The following is a 21009-nucleotide window of genomic DNA, read 5'->3' as shown; positions in this document are numbered from 1 at the left end:
GCGGGTTGGACCGCACCAGCGCACCAGCCGAAGTACGCTGGCTTCAACAAAGACAAAAGGTCACCGCAGGAGACATAGTCGTGCACATTGGTGTTCCTCTCGAGACGCAGACGGGTGAGACAAGGGTCGCCGCGACCCCTGAAACCATCAAAAAACTGGTTGCCCAGGGCCATCAGGTCACCGTCCAACGGGGGGCAGGGCTAAACGCCAGCATTCCGGACAGTGCCTATGAGGCTGTGGGTGCCTCCCTGGGTACCGCCGCCGATGCCTACGGCGCGCAACTGGTACTTAAAGTAGTCGCGCCCAACGACCAGGAGATGGCGCTGATCAACAGCGGCAGCCTGCTGGTGGGCATGCTCAACCCGTTCAACAGTGAACTGATCGGCAAGATGGCCGAGCGCGGTATCACCGCCTTCGCCCTCGAAGCAGCGCCGCGTACCTCGCGGGCACAAAGCCTCGATGTGCTGTCGTCCCAGGCCAACATCGCCGGTTACAAGGCGGTACTGCTGGCAGCGCACCACTACCCTCGCTTCATGCCCATGCTGATGACGGCCGCCGGTACCGTGAAGGCTGCTCGCGTGCTGATCCTCGGTGCAGGCGTTGCAGGCCTGCAGGCCATTGCTACCGCCAAGCGCATGGGTGCCGTGATCGAGGCGTCGGATGTACGCCCCGCCGTCAAAGAGCAGATCGAATCGCTGGGCGCCAAGTTCATCGACGTGCCTTACGAAACCGATGAGGAACGTGAGTGCGCCGAGGGTGTTGGTGGCTATGCGCGGCCGATGCCGGCCAGCTGGATGCAGCGCCAGGCCCAGGCCGTACACGAACGCGCCAAGCAGGCCGACATCGTCATCACCACCGCACTGATCCCTGGCCGCAAGGCGCCGACCCTGCTCAGCGCCGAAACCGTCGCACAGATGAAGCCTGGGTCGGTGGTCATCGACCTGGCCGCCGCCCAAGGCGGTAACTGCCCGCTGACCGTCGCCGACCAGGTGGTGCAGGATAACGGCGTGACCATCGTCGGCCCGACCAACCTGCCTGCCCAAGTGGGGGCCGATGCATCGGCGCTGTACGCACGCAACCTGCTGGACTTCATGAAGCTGTTGTTCGACAAGGACAACGCGCTGGTCATTAACCTTGAAGACGACATCGTCGCGGCCTGCCTCATGTGCCGCGATGGCCAAGTCGTCCGCAAGAACGGCTAAGGAGCACGACAAATGGAAGACATGCTGATTTCCCATGGCATCTACAACCTGATCATTTTCGTGCTGGCCATCTACGTGGGCTACCACGTGGTGTGGAACGTCACCCCGGCGCTGCACACGCCGCTGATGGCGGTCACCAACGCCATCTCGGCCATCGTCATCGTCGGTGCCATGCTGGCGGCGGCGCTGACCGTGACGCCCGCCGGCAAGCTGATGGGCACGCTGGCCGTGGCCTTGGCGGCGGTCAACGTGTTCGGTGGCTTCCTGGTCACCCGTCGCATGCTTGAGATGTTCAAGAAGAAAGCCAAGAACGAGGCGAAGAAGTAAGCATGAGCATGAATCTGGTAACGCTTCTCTACCTGGTCGCCTCGATCTGCTTCATCCAGGCGCTCAAGGGCCTTTCGCACCCGACCACGTCACGCCGCGGCAATCTGTTCGGCATGATCGGCATGGGCTTGGCCATCGTCACCACGGTTGGCCTCATTTATAAGCTGGGCGCAGAACTGGCAACGGCCGGTATCGGCTACGTGATCGTCGGCCTGCTGGTCGGTGGTACCGCCGGTTCGATCATGGCCAAGCGGGTCGAGATGACCAAGATGCCGGAACTGGTCGCTTTCATGCACAGCATGATCGGCCTGGCCGCGGTGTTCATCGCCATTGCCGCCGTGTTGGAGCCGCAGTCGATGGGTATCGTCGCCAGCATCAGCGACCCGATCCCGACGGGTAACCGCCTGGAGCTGTTCCTCGGCGCGGCAATTGGTGCCATCACCTTCTCCGGTTCCGTGATCGCCTTCGGCAAGCTGTCGGGCAAGTACAAGTTCCGCCTGTTCCAAGGCGCACCGGTACAGTTCGCCGGCCAGCACAAGCTGAACCTGATCCTGGGCCTGACCACCATCGCCCTGGGCCTGCTGTTCACCTTCACCGGCCATTACAGTGCCTTTACCCTGATGCTGGTTTTGGCCTTCATCATGGGCGTGCTGATCATTATTCCGATCGGTGGCGCGGACATGCCGGTGGTGGTGTCGATGCTCAACAGCTATTCGGGCTGGGCAGCAGCGGGTATCGGCTTCTCGCTGAACAACTCGATGCTGATCATCGCAGGCTCGCTGGTCGGCTCCAGCGGTGCGATCCTCTCGTACATCATGTGCAAGGCGATGAACCGTTCGTTCTTCAATGTCATCCTCGGCGGCTTCGGCGGCGCGACCGATGCCGGTGGGCCCGCAGGCACCCAGGAAGCTCGCCCGGTAAAATCGGGTTCGGCCGACGACGCTACCTTCCTGCTCAGCAATGCCGACACGGTAATCATCGTGCCGGGTTACGGCCTGGCAGTCGCCCGTGCCCAGCACGCGCTGAAGGAGCTGACCGAGAAGCTGACCCACAACGGTGTGACCGTGAAGTACGCGATTCACCCGGTGGCAGGCCGCATGCCGGGGCACATGAACGTGTTGCTGGCCGAAGCCGAAGTGCCCTACGACCAGGTGTTCGAGATGGACGACATCAACGCCGAATTCGGCCAGGCCGACGTGGTACTGGTGTTGGGCGCCAACGATGTGGTCAACCCGGCAGCGAAAAACGATCCCAAGTCGCCGATTGCTGGCATGCCGATCCTGGAAGCGTTCAAGGCCAAGACCATCATCGTCAACAAGCGCTCCATGGCCAGCGGCTATGCAGGCCTGGACAACGAACTGTTCTACCTGGACAAGACCATGATGGTATTCGGTGACGCCAAGAAGGTAATCGAGGATATGGTCAAAGCCGTGGAGTAACCCACTGGCTGCAAACCGTGCGCTATATAAGAAGCCCCGCCGAGAAATCTGCGGGGCTTTTACATTTGCCTGATCCAGATCAACGGCTCTACTTCCGGGCTTCTCATACGACCATGGTCGTGGGACGGCAACCGGCGAAATCTCTAGACTGCGCTCCAGTAGCTTCAGTAGCCTGAGATAACAATCCATGTACCGTGATCGTATCCGCTTGTCCTCCCTGCACAGCAAGGTAATGAGTGCGGCTGATGCCGCTGGTCTGATCGAGGACGGCATGACCGTCGGCATGAGCGGCTTCACCCGCGCCGGCGAAGCCAAGGCCGTACCCCATGCCCTGGCCGAACGTGCCAAGCAGTCGCCGCTGAAAATCAGCCTGATGACCGGCGCCAGCCTGGGCAATGACCTGGACAAGCAGCTGACCGAGGCCGGCGTGCTGGCTCGCCGCATGCCCTTCCAGGTCGACAGCACCCTGCGCAAGGCCATCAACGACGGCCAGGTGATGTTCATCGACCAGCACCTGTCGGAAACCGTCGAGCAATTGCGCAACCAGCAGCTCAAGCTGCCGGACATCGCCGTCATCGAAGCCGTGGCCATCACCGAACAAGGCCATATCGTGCCGACCACCTCGGTAGGCAACTCGGCCAGCTTCGCGATCTTCGCCAAGCAAGTGATCGTCGAGATCAACCTGTCGCACAACGCCAACCTCGAAGGCCTGCACGACATCTATATCCCGACCTACCGCCCAACCCGCACACCGATCCCGCTGGTCAAGGTTGATGATCGCATCGGCAGCACCGCCATCCCGATCGACCCGGCCAAGATCGTCGGTATCGTCATCAGCGACCAGCCGGACTCGCCATCCACAGTATTGCCGCCGGACGACGAAACCCAGGGCATCGCCGACCACCTGATCAACTTCCTCAAGAAGGAAGTCGACGCTGGCCGCATGACCAACAAGCTCGGCCCACTGCAGGCCGGTATCGGCAGCATCGCCAACGCGGTGATGTGCGGCTTGATCGATTCGCCGTTCGAAGACCTGACCATGTACTCCGAAGTACTGCAGGACTCGACCTTCGACCTGATCGACGCCGGCAAGCTGAGCTTCGCCTCCGGCAGCTCAATCACCCTGTCGACCCGCCGCAATGCCGATGTGTTCGGTAACCTGGAGCGCTACAAGGACAAGCTGGTGCTGCGCCCACAGGAGATCTCCAACCACCCAGAGGTGGTCCGTCGCCTGGGCATCATTGGTATCAACACCGCGCTGGAGTTCGATATCTACGGCAACGTCAACTCCACCCACGTGTGCGGCACGCGGATGATGAACGGCATCGGTGGTTCTGGCGATTTCGCCCGTAACGCGCACCTGGCCGTGTTCGTCACCAAGTCGATTGCCAAGGGTGGCGCGATTTCCAGCGTGGTGCCGATGGTCAGCCACGTCGACCACACCGAGCACGACGTCGACATCCTGGTCACTGAGCAGGGGCTTGCAGACTTGCGCGGCCTTGCGCCACGCGAGCGTGCCCGGGCAATCATCGACAACTGTGTGCACCCGGATTACCGCGCAGCGCTGAACGACTACTTCGATCGCGCCTGCCAGCGCGGCGGCCATACGCCGCACATTCTGCGCGAAGCATTGAGCTGGCACGAAAACCTGGAAGAGACCGGGCGCATGCTCGCCAGCTGATACCCACACGCCTGTAGTTACACCGCTCCAAACAAGCCGCCTTCAGCCGGTACAGCGCGCGATTCGTCGTCAGCGCCGTGCCGGTTGAAGACGGTTTGCCGGCGATACGGCCGGTACAGTCAAAGCCCTCGCTCGATACAACGCCTAAGCAAGCTACAAAACTGTACTACTGTACTGGTATTTTTAGCTGACCCTCTGCTAACCACCTCTCCCTACCGAGCATTTTGCACCATATAAGTGCAGACCAGTACAGTTGCGCCTATTTCGAGTGCAACAGTAGGGTTACACAGTTAACTGAACCATCGTAATGCCGCAGAACTGTATCTACTGTTATGGACAAGAGAGGAGGATCATTGGCATCAGTTAAATCACTACCTAATCCCGCCATAAGCGGAAGGATGAAACATCATGGAACGTACACTCAGTTCCGGTCTGGTTTTTGAAAGCAACGCCCAACAATCCAACGCTTCGATGCCTCTGCGCGCCCTGTCCACCCTGCTGTTGTGGCAGCGTCGCATGGCCAGCCGCCGTCAACTGGCTCGCCTGGACTCCCGCCTGCTGGCCGACGCCGGTATCAGCGAGTCGCAGCGTTACGAAGAGCTGAGCAAGCCTTTCTGGCGCTAAGCTCCGGCTTGCCGGCTATGCCCGGCACCGCGAATTCCTAAACCCGTTGCAGGTGACTGCAGCGGGTTTTTTGTTTGTAAGCTACGTACCAGAGCGGCTCACAGCTCTACAGGTACAGTTTCTTATAATGCAAAAACACACCAGTACAGTACTGGGAAGGGGTGTTCATTAACATCCAGAAACATCGACGCGTGATACGCTTGGCTTAACAGTCTGGTAGAAACCAGATGTTGAAAAGTACCGAGACGCGCAGTGCGAGCGTCCGATTAGCAGAATTCCCTAGGAGTCCACGATCATGTCCCTTAAACACCTGATTGGCGCCGCCCTGATGCTGAGCCTGGCCGGCACCGCCAGCGCCACCAGCTTCGTCGTCACCACTGACGCAGTCGTGGGCGCTGTCGCTGCATCCACCGACGCCACCTCCGACGTATCGTCGTCGTTCCGCGACGACAAGATCGTCCAAGCCGCCCGTGACGATGCCGCCAGCTTCGTCGGCAGCCAAGGCGACATTCGCGGCGCCAAGCTGGAAAGCGCCTTCCTGCACATTCGCGCACAAATGCCGACCCTGCAGGCTAGCGACGCACAGCTGGCACAGGCCATCCTGGCCATCTGACCTGCACTCAACCCTGCGGCTGTACGGGTGCTCGCCCGCACAGCCGCAGGTGTCTTCACCCCCTCGTTCCCAGCCGTCAGAAGCCCATGCGTTATCTGTTGCCGTTGTTGTTTGTCGCCGTTGGCATTCCCCTGAGCATGGCACCTGCCCATGCGTTGGACACCACCACGCAAAGCCTGGTCATCACAGGCTATGTCACCAGCCAAGTCACCACCGCGCCGTTCGACCGCAAGCTGGTCAGCCAGGCCCGTGACGATGCTGCGGCATTCGTCGCCAGCGATGGCCTGATCCTCGGTGCGCGCCTGGAAGCGGCCTTCACCTCGCTGCGCCAGCACGGTGCCGCACAGGCTGTCGGCGACCTGGAACTGGCGCAGGCAATTCTCGTCCAATGACTACACCTGACTCCCTGTATTTTTCGGAGATGCTCCATGCGTAAACCGCTGATTGCCGCTACCCTCGGCATGCTGCTGCTGGCCGACCTGGCCCAGGCACAGACGCTGGTGGCCACCAGCAACATCATCGTGCGTGCCTTTGGCCGTTCGATCGATTTCACGTCCGACACCACCACCTCGATCCGTGATTCCAAAGTCGTGCGTGAAGCGCACGACGATGCCGCCAGCTTCGTCGCCAGCAACGGTGATATCCGTGGCGCCCAGCTTGAAGCTGCTTTCAATACCCTGCGCGAGCGCCTGCCTGAAGCGCGAGGCGCCAGCGACCAAGTGCTGGCTGAAGCCATTCTCGCGCTGTGAACCAGGTGCGTGCCTGGCTGCTCGGCTGCGCCCTGACGCTGCTCGGCACACCCGCCCTGGCCGACCTGCAGCTTGAGCTGCAGGCTTCCGGCCTCGACCCTCAACAACGCCAAGCCAGCCAGGCACTGCTCGACGAAGCACTGAGCAAGCTGCCGCCGCGCTTCAAGCAGCAACTGGACCGGCGTGTGCAGGTCAGCTGGACTGCGCGCATGCCGGCCGACGCGTACGGCCAGGCGTCGCTGGTTTCTACCCTGGAGCTCAACAGCCGCCTGCTGCCCGGGCTGGTTGATGGCAGCGCCGCCCGCGAACGCACCCACCGCCCACACGGCACCGTGCGCGAAGAGCTGCTGGCGACTGTCCTGCATGAGCTGACCCATATTTACGACCGGGCCCGGTTGTGGCCGGCCACCGAGCGCTCGCTGATCGCCCGTTGCAAGCGCCAGCAGGGCACCGTGGGCAAAATCGGCTTGCCAGAGGCGTGCCGCGGCCAGGCCGAGCGGCGCTTCACCTTGAGCGATGACCCACGCCTGCTCGACCTTGCGGGCTGGCAGCAATATGTCGGCCGCCGCGGTGAGCGCGAGCAGCACAACGGCCAGTTCGTGCGCAGCCCAGACACCTATGAGCTGAGCAGCCCCAAGGAATTCATCGCGGTCAACATGGAGTACTTCCTCCTCGACCCGAGCTATGCTTGCCGGCGCCCCGCCTTGAACCAGTACCTGCGCGACCACTTCGGCTGGGCACCCGCACAAGAGAGCTGCGCCAAGGGCTTGCCATTCCTCAACGCGGGCAGCGACTTCGCTCGCCAGCCACTGGGCGAAATCGACCCCGAACGCGTTTATGAAGTCGACTACCTGCTGGCTGAGGCCAATCAGAACTGGGTCAGCCGCTGGGGCCACAGCATGCTGCGCCTGGTCATCTGCAAACCTGGGCGACCGCGCGGCCCGGATTGCCGCCTGGACCTCGACCAGCACCTGGTGCTGTCGTACCGCGCCTTCGTCAACGATGTGCAGTTGTCCAGCTGGGACGGCCTGGTCGGCGCTTATCCATCGCGGCTGTTCGTGTTGCCTTTGGGCCAGGTCATCGACGAGTACACCAAGACCGAGCTACGCAGCCTGGCGTCGATCCCCCTCAAGCTCGACCGCCAGGAAGTCGAGAACCTGGTGCGCCAGGCGGCGGAAATGCACTGGAGCTACGACGGCAATTACTACTTCCTGTCCAACAATTGCGCGGTCGAATCGCTGAAACTGCTGCGCAGTGGCACCGCCAACCCGCGCCTGAACGACCTCGACAGCATCATGCCCAACGGCCTGCTGGAAGTGCTCAAAGGGCGGGGCATTGCCGATACCAGTGTGCTCGATGACCCCCGCGAAGCCCTGCGCCTGGGTTACCGCTTCGACTCCTACCGTGACCGCTACCAGGCCATGTTCGACGTGCTGAAAAAGCAGCTGCCGATCAAGCAGGACAAGGTCGAGGACTGGCTGGCCCTGGATGCCGAACAGCGCCGCGGCTGGTTCGCCCAGGCCGACCTGCGCACCAGCGCTGCCTTGCTGCTGCTCGAGCAGGCGAGCCTACGCCGCCAGCTGTTGCTGGCCCAGGACGAGGTCAAGCAGCGCTACCTGAACGCGGCGGCGCTGAAGGATGGCAGTATCGACAAAGCCAACCAGACGCTGCAGCAGATGCTCGCCAACAGCGGCTTCCTCAGCCGCCCGGCAGAACTGCTGGACGCCAAAGGCTATGGTCTACCGCAGCCCGATGAGCGCAAGCACCTGGAGAAAGTCAGCAGCGAGCGGCAGGCCCAGTTGCTGCGCCTGAGCACCGACCTGGACAAAGAGGTGAGGGCGCTGCTGGACCCCTCGCGGGCCAAGGAGATTGCCGCGATCGAGACCAACGTGAAGCAGGTGGGTGAGCATCTGCGAACGCTGCACAAGGCCGCAGGCGGGTTGCAGTTGTAGTCATCACAGCACCGGCCTCATCGCGGGCAAGCCCGCTCCCACAGGTTTATCGCCCTTGGCGCAGTGGGGTACCTGTGGGAGCGGGCTTGCCCGCGAAGGCCATGTGACCAAACAGATGACCTACAAGCTTTCCCCAACCTCCCCAGGCAAATCCTCATCCAGGTGCAACCAAGGCAACCGGCTACCCGTCCAGATATGCCGGTTGGCCCGCACCCGCTCCGGGTGATCCAGCGTCGCCACCGTCACGTCGATGCTGTCCGGGCTGTGCGAAGTGACCAATGCCACATGCGCCCCACACTGCCCACAAAAATACCGGCTGCAACTGGCCGGCGCCACATAGCAGCGCGGCTCGCCCGCCAACCACTGGAATGCGGAACGCGGCACCGTCAGCCAAGTCACCACCAACCCGCCACTGACGCGCCGACAGATCGAACAATGGCAGTGGGCGACATCCGTCAGCGCCCCCTCCAGCCGATACCGCAAGCCACCACAGTAGCAGCCACCTTCGGTCACATTCTGCATCACCTACCTCCCGTCGCCTTTGTCACAGCGAAAGCTGGCTGAAAGCTTGCCCTCTTAGGATAGCGCCCACTACCGGCACAAGACCGGTCAGCCAGGGCACCCGGAATCTTCCGCGCCCGGCCCAATCAACAACAACAATGGTGACTCTGATGTATTCCTGTGCCCGCCTTCATGTCGTCCCCCTCCGCATGCTCCCTGCACAGCGCCTGACGCGCTGATCCGCCCGAATCGACTGTCCTTTCGCCGCGCCACGCCTGGAGTATTGCCATGCTGACCTTCCTCGGCTTTGCCATGGTCATCACCTTCATGTACCTGATCATGACCAAGCGCCTGTCGGCCTTGATCGCGCTGATCCTGGTACCGATCCTGTTCGCCCTGTTCGGCGGTTTCTCCGCCAAGATCGGCCCCATGATGCTCGAGGGCATCAGCAAGCTCGCGCCAACCGGCGTGATGTTGATGTTCGCCATCCTCTACTTTGCCCTGATGATCGACTCCGGCCTGTTCGACCCGGCCGTGCGCAAGATCCTCAAGCTGGTCAAAGGCGACCCGCTGAAAGTCTCGGTCGGCACCGCCGTGCTGGCCCTGGTGGTCTCGCTCGACGGTGACGGCGCCACCACCTACATGATCTGCTGCGCCGCCATGCTGCCCATGTACAGCCGCTTGGGCATGAGCCCGCGGATCATGGCCGGCCTGATCATCCTGGCCGGCGGGGTGATGAACATGACCCCCTGGGGTGGCCCGACCGCACGCGCCGCCAGCGCACTGCACGTGGACCCGTCAGACATTTTCGTGCCCATGATCCCAGCCATGCTGTTCGGCGTACTGGCGATCCTGGCCATTGCCTATATGTACGGCAAACGTGAACGTGCCCGCCTGGGCGAACTGCACCTGCCGACCGACGACATCGACCACAGCGAAATCACCGTGTCGCAGTTCCCGGAGGCACGCCGGCCAAAACTGTTGTACTTCAACGGTGCCCTGACGGCAGCCCTGATGGTTGCCCTGATCGCAGGCGTGCTGCCACTGCCGGTGCTGTTCATGATCGCCTTCAGCATCGCCATGATCGTCAACTACCCCTGCCTGCAGCAGCAAAAAGACCGCATTGCCGCACACGCCGGCAGCGTTCTAGCGGTAACCGGGCTGATCTTCGCCGCCGGTATCTTCACCGGCATCCTGTCCGGCACCGGCATGGTCGATGCCATGTCCAAGAGCCTGCTGGCGGTCATCCCCGAGGCCCTGGGCCCGTACCTGGCGGTAATCACCGCGATCGTGAGCATGCCGTTCACGTTCTTCATGTCCAACGACGCCTTCTACTACGGCGTGTTGCCGGTACTTGCCGAGGCAGCCAGCCACTACGGCATCAGCCCGGTCGAGATGGCCCGAGCGTCGATCGTCGGCCAGCCGGTACATCTGCTCAGCCCCTTGGTACCCTCCACGTACCTGCTGGTGGCCCTGGCCGGCATCGAGTTCGGTGACCACCAGCGCTTCACCCTGAAGTGGGCAGTTCTGGTGTGCCTGTGCATAATGCTCGCCGCGCTGCTGATGGGGATTTTCCCGCTGTTCAGTAGTCTTTAATAAACACGTATTAGCCCTCCCGCGATGCGCCCCAAATTGGGGCGCATCGCCTTTACCGTTCGAAGGAATACACATGGAATGGCTGACCAGCCCGGAAATCTGGGTTGCCTTTTTCACCCTCACCGCGCTTGAGATCGTTCTCGGGATCGACAACATCATCATGATCTCGATCCTGGTCAGCCGCATGCCCAAGCACATGCAGCCACGTACCCGGATCTTCGGCCTGGCCCTGGCCATGGTCACGCGTATCATGCTGTTGCTGTCGATCACCTGGGTCATGCGCCTGACCGCCGACCTGTTCGTGGTCTTCGGCCAAGGCATCTCCGGCCGCGACCTGATCCTGTTCTTCGGCGGCCTGTTCCTGTTGTGGAAGAGCTCCCAGGAGATCTACCACGGCCTGGAAGGCGAAGACGAAAGCTCGGACGAACCGAAAGGCGCGGGCGGCAAGTTCTTCTACACCATCATCCAGATCGCCATCATCGACATCGTGTTCTCGCTGGACTCGGTGATCACCGCTGTGGGCATGGTCTCCCATGTGCCGGTGATGATCGCCGCCATTGTCGTCGCCGTGCTGGTGATGATGCTGTGCGCCGGTGCCATCAGTAACTTCATCGACAAGCACCCTTCGCTGAAGATGCTCGCGCTGTCGTTCCTGATCGTGGTCGGTACCGTGCTGATCGCCGAATCGTTCGACGTGCATGTGCCAAAAGGCTACGTCTACTTCGCCATGGCGTTCTCGCTAGCGGTCGAAGCGATCAACATCCGTATGCGCACTGCCCTGTCGCGCAAAGATGGCAAAGAGCATGATCCGGTGAAACTGCGCAAGGACATTCCGGGTCAATAAACCCAGGAAGCGCGTTTCAAGCAAGGGCCCTTCGGGGCCCTTTTTCGTGCCTGCCCGGCAGGTATGCAGTTTCTTGTGCCGGCCTCTTCGCGGGTAAACCCGCGCCCACAGGCGCCAACGATCCCTGTGGGCGCGGGTTTACCCGCGAAGAGGCCAGCAGGGCAATCATTCATGACCGGTTGTTTCAAATCGCCGACAGCCATGCGAAGCTGGCAAGCGCTGCACAAAACAACTAAAGCTTTGAGTGGGCACTGAAATTTTCCAAAACGCCCACGCTCCACTTATTGGCCTACATGGGCCATTGGCAACAGGGGGTTTCGCCATGCTGACCCTGCTCAACCTGCTCTCGGCCGTGACGCTATTGGTCTGGGGCACACACATCGTGCGTACCGGCATCCTCCGGGTTTTCGGCTCTGACCTGCGCCGCATCATCAGCCAGAACATGAACAAACGCCCCCTGGCGTTCATCGCCGGGATTCTGGTTACCGCCATGGTGCAGAGCAGCAACGCCACCGCGATGCTGGTCACATCCTTCGTCGGCCAAGGCCTGATGGCCATGACACCGGCCTTGGCGATCATGCTTGGCGCCGATGTCGGTACCGCGCTCATGGCCCGGGTGCTGACCTTCGACCTGTCGTGGCTGTCGCCCCTGCTGATCTTCCTGGGTGTGATCTTCTTCCTCTCGCGCAAACAAACCCGCGTCGGCCAGCTGGGGCGCGTAGGGATTGGCCTTGGCTTGATCATCCTGGCCTTGGAGCTGATCGTGCAGGCCGCTGCGCCCATCACCCATGCCCAAGGGGTGAAAGTCCTGTTCGCGTCGTTGACCGGGGACATCTTGCTCGACGCCTTGGTCGGCGCGCTGTTCGCCATGATCTCCTATTCCAGCCTGGCGGCGGTGTTGCTCACCGCGACCCTGGCCGGCGCTGAAGTGATCAGCCTGCCGGTGGCCATCGGCCTGGTGGTGGGTGCCAACATCGGCAGCGGCTTGCTGGCCTTCATCAGCACCAGCATGCAGAACGCCGCCGGCCGGCGCGTCGCGCTGGGCAGCTTGCTGTACAAGCTGTTCGGCCTGTTGCTGATCATTCCGGTGCTGCACCCACTGGTGGAGTGGATGGACACCTTGAGCTTCAGCCCTCAGGAGCTAGTGATCGGGTTCCACCTGCTCTACAACACCCTGCGCTGCTTGCTCATGCTGCCAACCGTCAAACCCATGGGCCGGCTGTGCAACTTCTTGCTGCCCGAGCGCGAAAACGGCAATGGCCAAGTACGCCCGCGCCACCTCGATGCCTCAGCGCTGGAAACGCCCAGCCTGGCACTGGCCAACGCGGCCCGCGAAACCCTGCGTCTGGGCGACATCGTCGACAGCCTGCTCGAAGCCATGCTCGGGGCCTTGCGCGGCACGCAGACCGCCCTGCCACAGCAGGTCCGCGCCTTGGCCGAGGACGCCGAGGCCCTGTACAGCGCCATCAAACTGTACCTGGCGCAGATGACGCGGGAGGACCTTAGCGAGCGCGATAACCGGCGCTGGGCCGAAATCATCGAGTTGGCGATCAACCTCAAGCTGGCCTGCGACCTGGTCGAACGCATGCTGCGCAAAGTCCAGCAGCAGAAAACCAGCCAGCGCCGCGCGTTTTCCCAGGTCGGCCTGGAGGAACTGACCGGCCTGCAGGAGCAGTTGCTGTCGAATCTGCGCCTAGGCCTGTCCGTATTCCTCAGCGCCGATCCGGAAAGCGCGCAGCTGTTACTGCGTGAAAAACGCCGGTTTCGTGCACAGGAACGGCGCCTTGCCCACGCCCATGTCAGCCGCCTGCAACGCAAGGTGGTGCAAAGTATCGAGACCAGTTCGCTACACTTGGAGCTGATCGCTGACATGAAGCGGTTGAACTCTTTGTTCTGCAGCAGTGCCTATGTGGTACTCGGTGGCTCGGACACGGGCGGGCTAATGCTCGACAGCGTGCCGGACGAAGCCCGCTTGCCGTGATTTCGCCAACCAGGAGATCCAAGCTCGCCCATGCGTTGCCTGATGTTCGTTTGCCTACTGATCTGCAGCCTGCCCACGCTCGCCCTCGACCGCTCGCGGGTTGAAGGCTACCTGCTGCCCAACGGCCTGCAGGTCATCCTCAAGAACGGCTATGAACGCGACCACGTGGCCATCCGCCTGGTGGTGGGGGTCGGCCTGGATGACTTCAGTTGCGAGCAGAAAGAGCTGCCGCACTTGCTCGAGCACTTGCTGTTCAGCGGCATCGACGAAACGGGCGAGGGCGGCCTGGAAGAGCGCCTGCAAGCCCTGGGCGGCGAGTGGAATGCCTACACCAGCAGCGCCGATACCACCTTCGTGGTCGAAGCGCCGGCGCGCAACCAGCGTAAAGTCCTCGACTTGCTGCTGGCGATAATCCGCGACACCCCGATCGACGCCAAGGCCCTGGCCACGGCGAAAAGGATCATCGAGCGCGAAGATGGCGGCCACTATGGCCACCTGCAGCGCTGGCTCGACCGCCAGGACATCGGCCACCCCGCCAGTGACCAGTTGGCCACCGAGCTGGGCCTCAAGTGCGCCGAGCGCTCGAACATCGACGACATGACCCTGGAACAGGTGCAGGCCCTGCGCGACCGCTGGTACGCGGCCAACAACATGACCCTGATCCTGGTCGGTGGCCTCGACCGCCTGCTGCCGGCCTACCTGGAGCGGACTTTTGGCGAGCTGCCTGCCACCGAACCGGAAGAGCGCCGCAACCTCGAGAGCATCAGCCAGCAGGCCGACCAACGCCGCGACCTGACCCGCGGCTGGCTGGGCGACAGCGTCAAGTTGCACTGGCTGTTCATCGAGCCGGTGCTGGACAACGACCACCAGCCGACCCTCGACCTGCTGTCACGCTACCTGGACTGGGCACTGTACGACCAGTTGCGCCTGCGCAATGGGCTGTCCTACGGCCCATCGGTGCAGCGCGAAAGCTTCGGCGACAGTGGCATGCTCAGCCTTAACGCCGACCTGGAACGCGACGACATCGACAAGGCGGTCAAGGTGATGCAGGGCTTGTTCGATCACCTGCGCAAGGAAGGCCTCGACCCGGACACCTTCGCCCGTATCAAGGACGCCAGCGTTGCCCGGGAAAGCTGGAGTACCCAAGGCAACAGTGCCTTGGCCGACTATTACTGGGGCGCGTTGAACGACTACACCGACGGCCGCTTTGCCAACCCTGCGCGCAAGTTGCGCCAGGTCAGCCTGGCACAGGCCAATGAGGCACTGAAGGAATTGCTCAAGGACCCGGGTTACCTGCGCATCGAGAAACCGCTGCTGGGTTACGACGAGTTGTACGGGCTGCTCGCCCTGCTGCTGGGGCTGTTCCTGGCGGCAGGGTTGCTGCGCTGGCGCCGGCACACCCCGCAACCACCGAGCGGTGCTACACGGCAGAAGTGATTCGGCGGTATCCTTTAGCCAGTACCGGCCTGTTCGCGGGCCCGCTCCCACAACGGTAGACATTGCCCCTGTGGGCGCGGGCTTGTCCGCGAAGCGGCCGGCACAGCCACCCTATCTCTCCTGTTGTAGACCCATGCCCCCAATTCCCCGCTTCGTCCAGCGCGTCATCGAACTGCTTAAACGCTACCCCGGCATCATTGCGCTTGGGGGTTTCCTCTCTGGCATCGGCAGCTTCATCCTGGTCGACCGCCAGGCCGGCCTGGCCAGCTGGGTAGCCGTCCTGATGCTGGTCAGTTGGGTCTGGCTGATGCTGGAAAACACCCTTACCGGCCTGTTCGCCCGCACCTTCAACCGCGAAATCCCGCAGCCCTTGCTGCGCTACGCGACGCAGATGATCCACCAGGAAACCCTGTTCTTCGTCCTGCCGTTCTTCTTCATCACCACCACCTGGAACAGCGGCCAGCTGGTGTTTACCGGCTTGCTGGGCGCTGCCGGGCTGATTTCGATCGTCGACCCGCTGTACTACAAGTGGCTGGCCCCACGGCGCTGGCTGTTCCTCGCGCTGCACACCCTGACGTTGTTCGCAGCATTGCTGACCGCGCTGCCAATCATTTTGCACCTGACCACCGCCCAGAGCTTCAAGCTGGCGTTGATCATCGCCATGGCCCTGTCCTTCCCAAGCCTGGCCAGCAGCTTCCCGGTGAATACCTGGCGGCGCGGCGTGGCCCTGGTGCTGGTGACGCTGTCGGTCGGGGCCGGAGGCTGGTTGCTCCGCTCCTGGGTACCACCGGCGACGCTGTGGATGACCGAAGTGGCCGTCAGTACCGAAGTGCTCAACCGCCAGCCCGGCGAGTCGCTGGACGAGATCGCTGCCAGCCGCATCAAGAGCAGCGGGTTGTATGCGTACACCTCGATCAATGCACCACGAGGCCTGAACGAGCGGATCTATCACGTGTGGCAAAAGGACGGCACGGAAGTCGACCGTATTGCCCTGGACATCCACGGTGGGCGCAAGGAAGGCTACCGCGCCTGGACCCACAAGCAGAACTTCCCGCCTAACCCGGTGGGCAAATGGCAGGTGAGGGTGCTGACCGAAGACGGGCAGGTGATTGGTGTGCTGCGCTTCAAGGTGGTCGACGACGCTGCGGCAAAGTGATGGTTGGGGCTTGCCGGGGCGCTAAACCGCTGCGATGGGCCGCAAAGCGGCCCCCAGCGCCCACACTCAGCACATAATCAACAAACCAGCCCATGCCCTCTGCGCTATGATCAGCCCCTAAGCCTTAGCGCCGAGTCAGTTGCATGGAGCCTATGACCACCCCTCCCAGCGCCACCCTGGACACCAACCAGCACCCCGCCTGCCTGCGCATTACCGGTGATTGGACCCTGGCCCACTACGCCAGCCTCAAGCGCGAAAGCGACCAATTGCGCACGCAATGCAGCAGCGACACCGTTGCCGACCTCAGCCAGCTGGGCCGCCTCGACACCGCCGGCGCCTCGCTGCTGGCCGAACTGCTCGGTTCCGAGCGCCTGTCCCATTGCACCGACAGCCTGCCCGACGCCAGCCGCGCCCTGCTCAAGAACGTCTACTGCTCCGTCCAGGACTACTGCATCCCGGTCAAGGAAGCAGAACGCCCGGTGCTGCTGTTGCTGCTGGAGCGCATCGGCCGTGCCGTCAATACCCTTTGGCAAGACACCCGGCAATTGCTCGGCTTCGTCGGCCTGATTCTGGAAACCCTGCTGCGAAGGGCCTTCCAGCCGCACCGCTGGCGGCTTACCCCGGTGGTCGCTCACATCGAGCAGACCGGCCTGGACGCCGCCCCCATCGTGGCCTTGCTGACCTTCCTGGTAGGCGCGGTGGTGGCGTTTCTCGGCGCCACGGTGCTGGCTGCCTTTGGCGCGACCATCTTTACCGTCGACCTGGTGGCGTTCTCGTTTCTGCGTGAATTCGCCGTGCTGTTGACCGCCATCCTCATGGCCGGCCGCACGGCCAGTGCCTTCACCGCGCAGATCGGCTCGATGAAGGCCAACGAAGAAATCGACGCCATCCGCACCCTGGGCCTGAACCCGATGGAGCTGCTGGTCGTGCCCCGGGTGTTGGCCCTGCTGATCTCGTTGCCGCTGCTGACCTTCCTCGCGATGATCTGCGGCATCGTCGGCGGCGCAGTGGTCTGCGCGCTGTCGCTGGACATCTCACCGGCCATGTTCCTGTCGCTGCTGCAGACCGACATCGGTGTGCAGCACTTCCTCGTCGGCCTGGCCAAGGCGCCGTTTTTCGCCTTCCTGATCGCGGCCATCGGCTGCCTTGAAGGCTTCAAGGTCAGTGGCAGTGCAGAATCCGTAGGGGCACACACCACCTCGGCAGTGGTGCAGTCGATTTTCGTGGTCATCGTGCTGGACGCGGTGGCGGCACTGTTCTTCATGGAGATGGGCTGGTGAGCGGGCGCGAAACAGTCATCGAGGCCCGGGGCATCTGTAACCGCTTCGGCAGCCAGAGCGTGCATGAAAACCTCGACCTGGACCTGTACCGGGGCGAGATCCTGGCCGTGGTCGGCGGCTCGGGTAGCGGCAAATCGGTGCTGCTGCGCAGCATCATTGGCCTGCGCCGGCCCAACGAAGGGCAGATCAAGGTATTCGGCCAAGACCTGGCCGAGCTGCGCGAAGAGCAGCGTTCATTGGTCGAGCGGCGCTTCGGCGTGCTGTTCCAGAAGGGTGCGCTGTTCTCGTCACTGACCATCACCGAAAACGTCGCCTTGCCGCTGATCGAGCATGCTGGTTTGTCCCGCGCGGATGCCGAGCACCTGGCCGGGGTCAAGCTGGCCCTGGCCGGGCTGCCGATTTCGGCCGCCGACAAATACCCGGCCTCGCTGTCCGGCGGCATGATCAAGCGCGCGGCGCTGGCACGCGCCTTGGCCCTGGACCCGGACATCCTGTTCCTCGATGAACCCACCGCGGGCCTCGACCCGATCGGCGCCGCCGCGTTCGACCAGTTGATCCTGACCCTGCGCGACGCACTGGGCCTCTCGGTGTTCCTCATCACCCACGACCTGGACACCCTCTACACCATCACCGACCGCATCGCGGTGCTGTCGCAGAAGAAGGTGCTGGTGGCCGGCCCCCTGGCCGAAGTCGAGCAAGCCAACGACCCCTGGATTCAAGAATACTTTCACGGCCCCCGCGGGCGTGCAGCCGAACAGGCCGCCGCCCGCCCGAGGCAGGAGCGCTGAACGATGGAAACCCGAGCACATCATGTCCTCATTGGCCTGGTCACCGTCCTGGTGGTGGCCGGTGCCATGCTGTTCGGCCTGTGGCTGACCAAGTCCAGTGTCGACGATGCCTTCAAGGATTACGAAGTGGTGTTCAACGAAGCCGTCTCGGGCCTGTCCCGGGGTAGCCCGGTGCAGTACAACGGCATCAAGGTCGGCGACGTGTCGACCCTGCGCCTGGACCCCAAAGACCCGCGCCGCGTGCTCGCCCGCGTACGGCTGAGCGGCGACACACCGGTCAAGGAAGACACCCAGGCCAAGCTGACCCTGGCCGGGGTCACCGGCAACTCGTTCATCCAGCTCAGCGGCGGCACGCCCCACAGCCCGGAGCTCAAGGGCAAGGACGGCAAGTTGCCCGTGATCATCGCGTCGCCTTCGCCGATCTCACGCCTGCTCAACGACAGCAGCGACCTGGTGACCAACATCAACCTGCTGCTGCACAACGCCAACCAGATGTTCTCTGACGACAACATTGGCCACCTCAGCAGCACCCTGGCCAACCTCGACAAGACCACCAGTGCCTTCGCCGGCCAGAACGGCGGCATTGCCCAGGCCATCGAACAACTGGTGCAGGTTGGCAAACAGGCCAGCGCCACCCTGGCCGAAACCCAGGCACTGATGCGCAACGCCAACGGCCTTCTCGGCAGCGAAGGCAAGCAAGCCATCGGCAATGCCGGGCAGGCCATGCAGTCGCTGGCCGACAGCACGGCAACCATCAACCAGCTGCTCAAGAACAACAGTGAGGCCATTGGCGACGGTGCCCAGGGCCTGAACCAGCTAACCCCCGCAATCCGCGAGCTGCGCGAGACCCTCAACGCACTGAAGGGCATTTCCCGGCAACTGGAGGCCGACCCAAGCGGCTACCTGCTCGGCCGCGACAACAACAAGGAGTTCCAGCCATGAAACCTTCGCTGCGCCTTTTGGCCCTGGCGGCCGCGATGAGCCTGGCCAGTGCCTGCTCGATCCTGCCGCCAAGCGAACCTGTGGACCTCTATCGCCTGCCCGTGAACCAGCCAAGCCGCGTTGCCACACCGCTGGACTGGTCGCTGCGGCTGAACAAACCGCTGGCCAGCGAAGTGCTGGCCGGCCCACGGATCACGGTGATTCCACAAGGGGACGTGGTCAGCAGCTACAAGGGGGCACGCTGGAGCGACGCTGTGCCGGTACTGTTACGCAACCGCCTGCTCGACGGGTTCCAGCGTGACGGCCAGGTGCAGCGCCTGAGCGCCGACGACAGCAACCTGCAGGCTGACTACGAGCTGGCCGGCGAACTGCAGGCGTTTCAAAGCGAGTACCGCCCGGACGGGGCAGTGGAGGTGGTGATTCGTTACGATGCGCGGCTGGTCCAGGGCCGTAGCCAGCGCATCCTGGCCAGCAAACGGTTCGAAATCCGCCGGCCGTTGGCCGACAAGCAGGTCGCGGCTGTCGTCGCAGGCTTCGGCGCGGCCAGCGACCAGCTGGCAGGGCAGGTGGTGGCCTGGACAGTCGCCCAGGCCGCGCAGGCTCAGCCGAAGAACCAGTAGCAGACGAAGATCGCCGCGACCACCCCGGAGAACTCCGCCAGCAGTGCGCAACCGACCGCGTGGCGCACCCGCTGGATGCCCACCGCACCGAAGTACACCGCCAGCACATAGAACGTGGTCTCGGTACTGCCCTGGATGGTCGCTGCGACCAATGCAGGGAAGCTGTCCACGCCTTGCGTCTGCATGGTCTCGATCAGCATCGCCCGCGCGGCACTGCCGGAGAACGGCTTGACCAGGGCGGTGGGCAGGCCTTCGACGAAGCGTGTATCCAGGCCCATCCAGTTCACCGCATGGCGAATGCCATCCAGCGCCAGCTCCAGGGCGCCCGAGGCGCGCAGCACACCCACCGCCACCAGCATGGCCACCAGGTAGGGCAGCAGGTTCTTGGCCACGTCGAAGCCTTCCTTGGCCCCTTCGACAAAGGCTTCGTATACCTTGACCCGCTTCAGCGCGCCGATCACTAGAAACAGCATGATCACGCCAAACAGCGTGAGGTTGCCCAGGAGCGACGACAGGCTCGACAGCGCGGCCGCCGACAAGGTGCCGAGAAAGGCCATGAAGCAGCCCAACAGCAGCGCACCGGGGATCAGATACGCCAGTACCACCGGGTCCCACAAACGCAGGCGCTGCATGACGGCCACCGACAGCAGGCCGACCAGGGTCGACACGCTGGTGGCCAGCAGGATCGGCAGGAACACCATCGTCGGGTCGGCCGCGCCTTGTTGCGCGCGGTACATGAAGATGGTCACCGGCAACAGGGTCAGCGACGAGGCGTTAAGCACCAGGAACAGGATCTGCGCGTTGCTCGCGGTGGTGCTGCTGGGGTTCAGCTCCTGCAGCGCCCGCATGGCTTTCAGGCCGATCGGCGTGGCCGCGTTGTCCAGGCCCAGGCCATTGGCGGCGAAGTTCATGGTGATCAGGCCCAGGGCAGGGTGGCCCTTGGGTACCTCTGGCATCAGCCTGGCGAACAGCGGGCCAAGCACCTTGGCCAGCCATTCGACGATGCCGGCCTTCTCGGCGATTTTCAGAAAGCCCAGCCACAAGGTCAGGGTGCCGAACAGCAGGACCATCACCTCCACCGACAGCTTGGCCATGGCAAAGATGCTCTCGACCATCGCCGCGAAGATGCCAGCGTTACCGCCGATCAGCCATTGGGCCAGGGCGGACACGGCCGCCACCAGGAAAAAGCCGAGCCAAAGGCCGTTGAGCATCCGTGTGTTCCCCCTGAAAAATGCCCGAATGATAGCGTATCGAGCTGTTCATTAGCGCCAAACGTA

Annotated in this window: 20 protein-coding genes; 18 read left to right on the top strand and 2 right to left on the bottom strand. The window is 62.9% G+C overall.

From position 1 onward, the window contains the following. The first annotated feature begins 80 nt into the window (after window positions 1–80). The 9 genes from ACMCNM_RS00945 (at window position 81) to ACMCNM_RS00905 (ending at window position 8587) form a co-directional block, all read left to right on the top strand. Window positions 81–1202, top strand: a complete 1122-nt coding sequence (locus ACMCNM_RS00945; protein ID WP_412763795.1) for a Re/Si-specific NAD(P)(+) transhydrogenase subunit alpha — start codon at window positions 81–83, stop codon at window positions 1200–1202. A 12-nt stretch (window positions 1203–1214) separates the two neighbouring features. Beyond that, window positions 1215–1529, top strand: a complete 315-nt coding sequence (locus ACMCNM_RS00940; protein WP_027591944.1) for an NAD(P) transhydrogenase subunit alpha — start codon at window positions 1215–1217, stop codon at window positions 1527–1529. Between the two features lie 2 nt (window positions 1530–1531). After that, window positions 1532–2968 carry an NAD(P)(+) transhydrogenase (Re/Si-specific) subunit beta gene (locus ACMCNM_RS00935; protein WP_027591945.1) on the top strand — a complete coding sequence of 479 codons (1437 nt, stop codon included), beginning with the start codon at window positions 1532–1534 and terminating at the stop codon, window positions 2966–2968. Window positions 2969–3155: 187 nt separating this feature from the next. Continuing rightward, window positions 3156–4649 carry an acetyl-CoA hydrolase/transferase family protein gene (locus ACMCNM_RS00930; RefSeq protein WP_027591946.1) on the top strand — a complete coding sequence of 498 codons (1494 nt, stop codon included), beginning with the start codon at window positions 3156–3158 and terminating at the stop codon, window positions 4647–4649. Window positions 4650–5057: 408 nt separating this feature from the next. Continuing rightward, window positions 5058–5273, top strand: a complete 216-nt coding sequence (locus ACMCNM_RS00925; RefSeq protein ID WP_012269957.1) for a DUF1127 domain-containing protein — start codon at window positions 5058–5060, stop codon at window positions 5271–5273. A gap of 295 nt (window positions 5274–5568) precedes the next feature. After that, window positions 5569–5886 carry a DUF2388 domain-containing protein gene (locus ACMCNM_RS00920; protein ID WP_027591947.1) on the top strand — a complete coding sequence of 106 codons (318 nt, stop codon included), beginning with the start codon at window positions 5569–5571 and terminating at the stop codon, window positions 5884–5886. A gap of 86 nt (window positions 5887–5972) precedes the next feature. Beyond that, window positions 5973–6278, top strand: a complete 306-nt coding sequence (locus tag ACMCNM_RS00915) for a DUF2388 domain-containing protein (RefSeq protein WP_412763794.1) — start codon at window positions 5973–5975, stop codon at window positions 6276–6278. A gap of 36 nt (window positions 6279–6314) precedes the next feature. Then, entirely contained in the window at window positions 6315–6635 is a 321-nt protein-coding gene (locus tag ACMCNM_RS00910; protein WP_027591949.1) for a DUF2388 domain-containing protein, read from the top strand. Next, entirely contained in the window at window positions 6632–8587 is a 1956-nt protein-coding gene (locus tag ACMCNM_RS00905; RefSeq protein WP_186703876.1) for a DUF4105 domain-containing protein, read from the top strand. Before ACMCNM_RS00910 ends, ACMCNM_RS00905 begins: the two co-directional genes overlap by 4 nt. 120 nt (window positions 8588–8707) lie before the next feature. Here the strand turns inward: ACMCNM_RS00905 and ACMCNM_RS00900 are convergent, their stop codons facing one another. Beyond that, a complete protein-coding gene (locus ACMCNM_RS00900; RefSeq protein ID WP_412763793.1) occupies window positions 8708–9109 on the bottom strand; it encodes a GFA family protein in 402 nt (133 codons plus the stop codon). Window positions 9110–9376: 267 nt separating this feature from the next. Between ACMCNM_RS00900 and ACMCNM_RS00895 the strand changes: the two genes are divergently transcribed. From ACMCNM_RS00895 to ACMCNM_RS00855, 9 genes are all read left to right on the top strand, one after another. Next, window positions 9377–10684, top strand: a complete 1308-nt coding sequence (locus ACMCNM_RS00895; RefSeq protein ID WP_085272100.1) for a CitMHS family transporter — start codon at window positions 9377–9379, stop codon at window positions 10682–10684. 73 nt (window positions 10685–10757) lie between these two features. Next, window positions 10758–11528, top strand: a complete 771-nt coding sequence (locus ACMCNM_RS00890) for a TerC family protein (protein WP_027591953.1) — start codon at window positions 10758–10760, stop codon at window positions 11526–11528. A 322-nt stretch (window positions 11529–11850) separates the two neighbouring features. Beyond that, window positions 11851–13509: a Na/Pi cotransporter family protein gene (locus ACMCNM_RS00885; RefSeq protein ID WP_027591954.1), complete on the top strand. Its 1659-nt coding sequence runs from the start codon at window positions 11851–11853 to the stop codon at window positions 13507–13509. Window positions 13510–13539: 30 nt separating this feature from the next. Continuing rightward, the gene (locus ACMCNM_RS00880; protein ID WP_186703878.1) at window positions 13540–14946 is read left to right on the top strand and encodes a M16 family metallopeptidase; all 1407 of its coding nucleotides are present in this window, start codon (window positions 13540–13542) and stop codon (window positions 14944–14946) included. Between the two features lie 133 nt (window positions 14947–15079). Further along, on the top strand, window positions 15080–16102 hold the full coding sequence (locus ACMCNM_RS00875; protein ID WP_099452569.1) for a DUF5924 family protein: 1023 nt from the start codon (window positions 15080–15082) through the stop codon (window positions 16100–16102). A gap of 143 nt (window positions 16103–16245) precedes the next feature. Further along, window positions 16246–17382 (top strand): ABC transporter permease, encoded by a 1137-nt coding sequence (locus ACMCNM_RS00870; RefSeq protein ID WP_186679092.1) that lies wholly within the window; start codon window positions 16246–16248, stop codon window positions 17380–17382. Further along, on the top strand, window positions 17379–18170 hold the full coding sequence (locus tag ACMCNM_RS00865; RefSeq protein ID WP_027591958.1) for an ABC transporter ATP-binding protein: 792 nt from the start codon (window positions 17379–17381) through the stop codon (window positions 18168–18170). The genes ACMCNM_RS00870 and ACMCNM_RS00865 overlap by 4 nt, the downstream gene beginning before the upstream one ends. A 3-nt stretch (window positions 18171–18173) precedes the next feature. Beyond that, a complete protein-coding gene (locus tag ACMCNM_RS00860) occupies window positions 18174–19112 on the top strand; it encodes an MlaD family protein (protein ID WP_027591959.1) in 939 nt (312 codons plus the stop codon). Beyond that, entirely contained in the window at window positions 19109–19732 is a 624-nt protein-coding gene (locus ACMCNM_RS00855) for an ABC-type transport auxiliary lipoprotein family protein (protein WP_027591960.1), read from the top strand. Before ACMCNM_RS00860 ends, ACMCNM_RS00855 begins: the two co-directional genes overlap by 4 nt. Here ACMCNM_RS00855 and ACMCNM_RS00850 read toward each other — a convergent pair. Continuing rightward, complete coding sequence (locus ACMCNM_RS00850) at window positions 19714–20943, bottom strand: nucleoside recognition domain-containing protein (protein ID WP_027591961.1); 1230 nt, start codon at window positions 20941–20943, stop codon at window positions 19714–19716. The two genes, ACMCNM_RS00855 and ACMCNM_RS00850, sit on opposite strands and share 19 nt — an antisense overlap. Window positions 20944–21009: the final 66 nt, after the last annotated feature.

It is taken from the genome of Pseudomonas sp. NGC7 (genome assembly GCF_047159675.1).
Classification (GTDB): domain Bacteria; phylum Pseudomonadota; class Gammaproteobacteria; order Pseudomonadales; family Pseudomonadaceae; genus Aquipseudomonas; species Aquipseudomonas kermanshahensis.
This window is presented reverse-complemented; position numbering and strand designations above follow the sequence as displayed.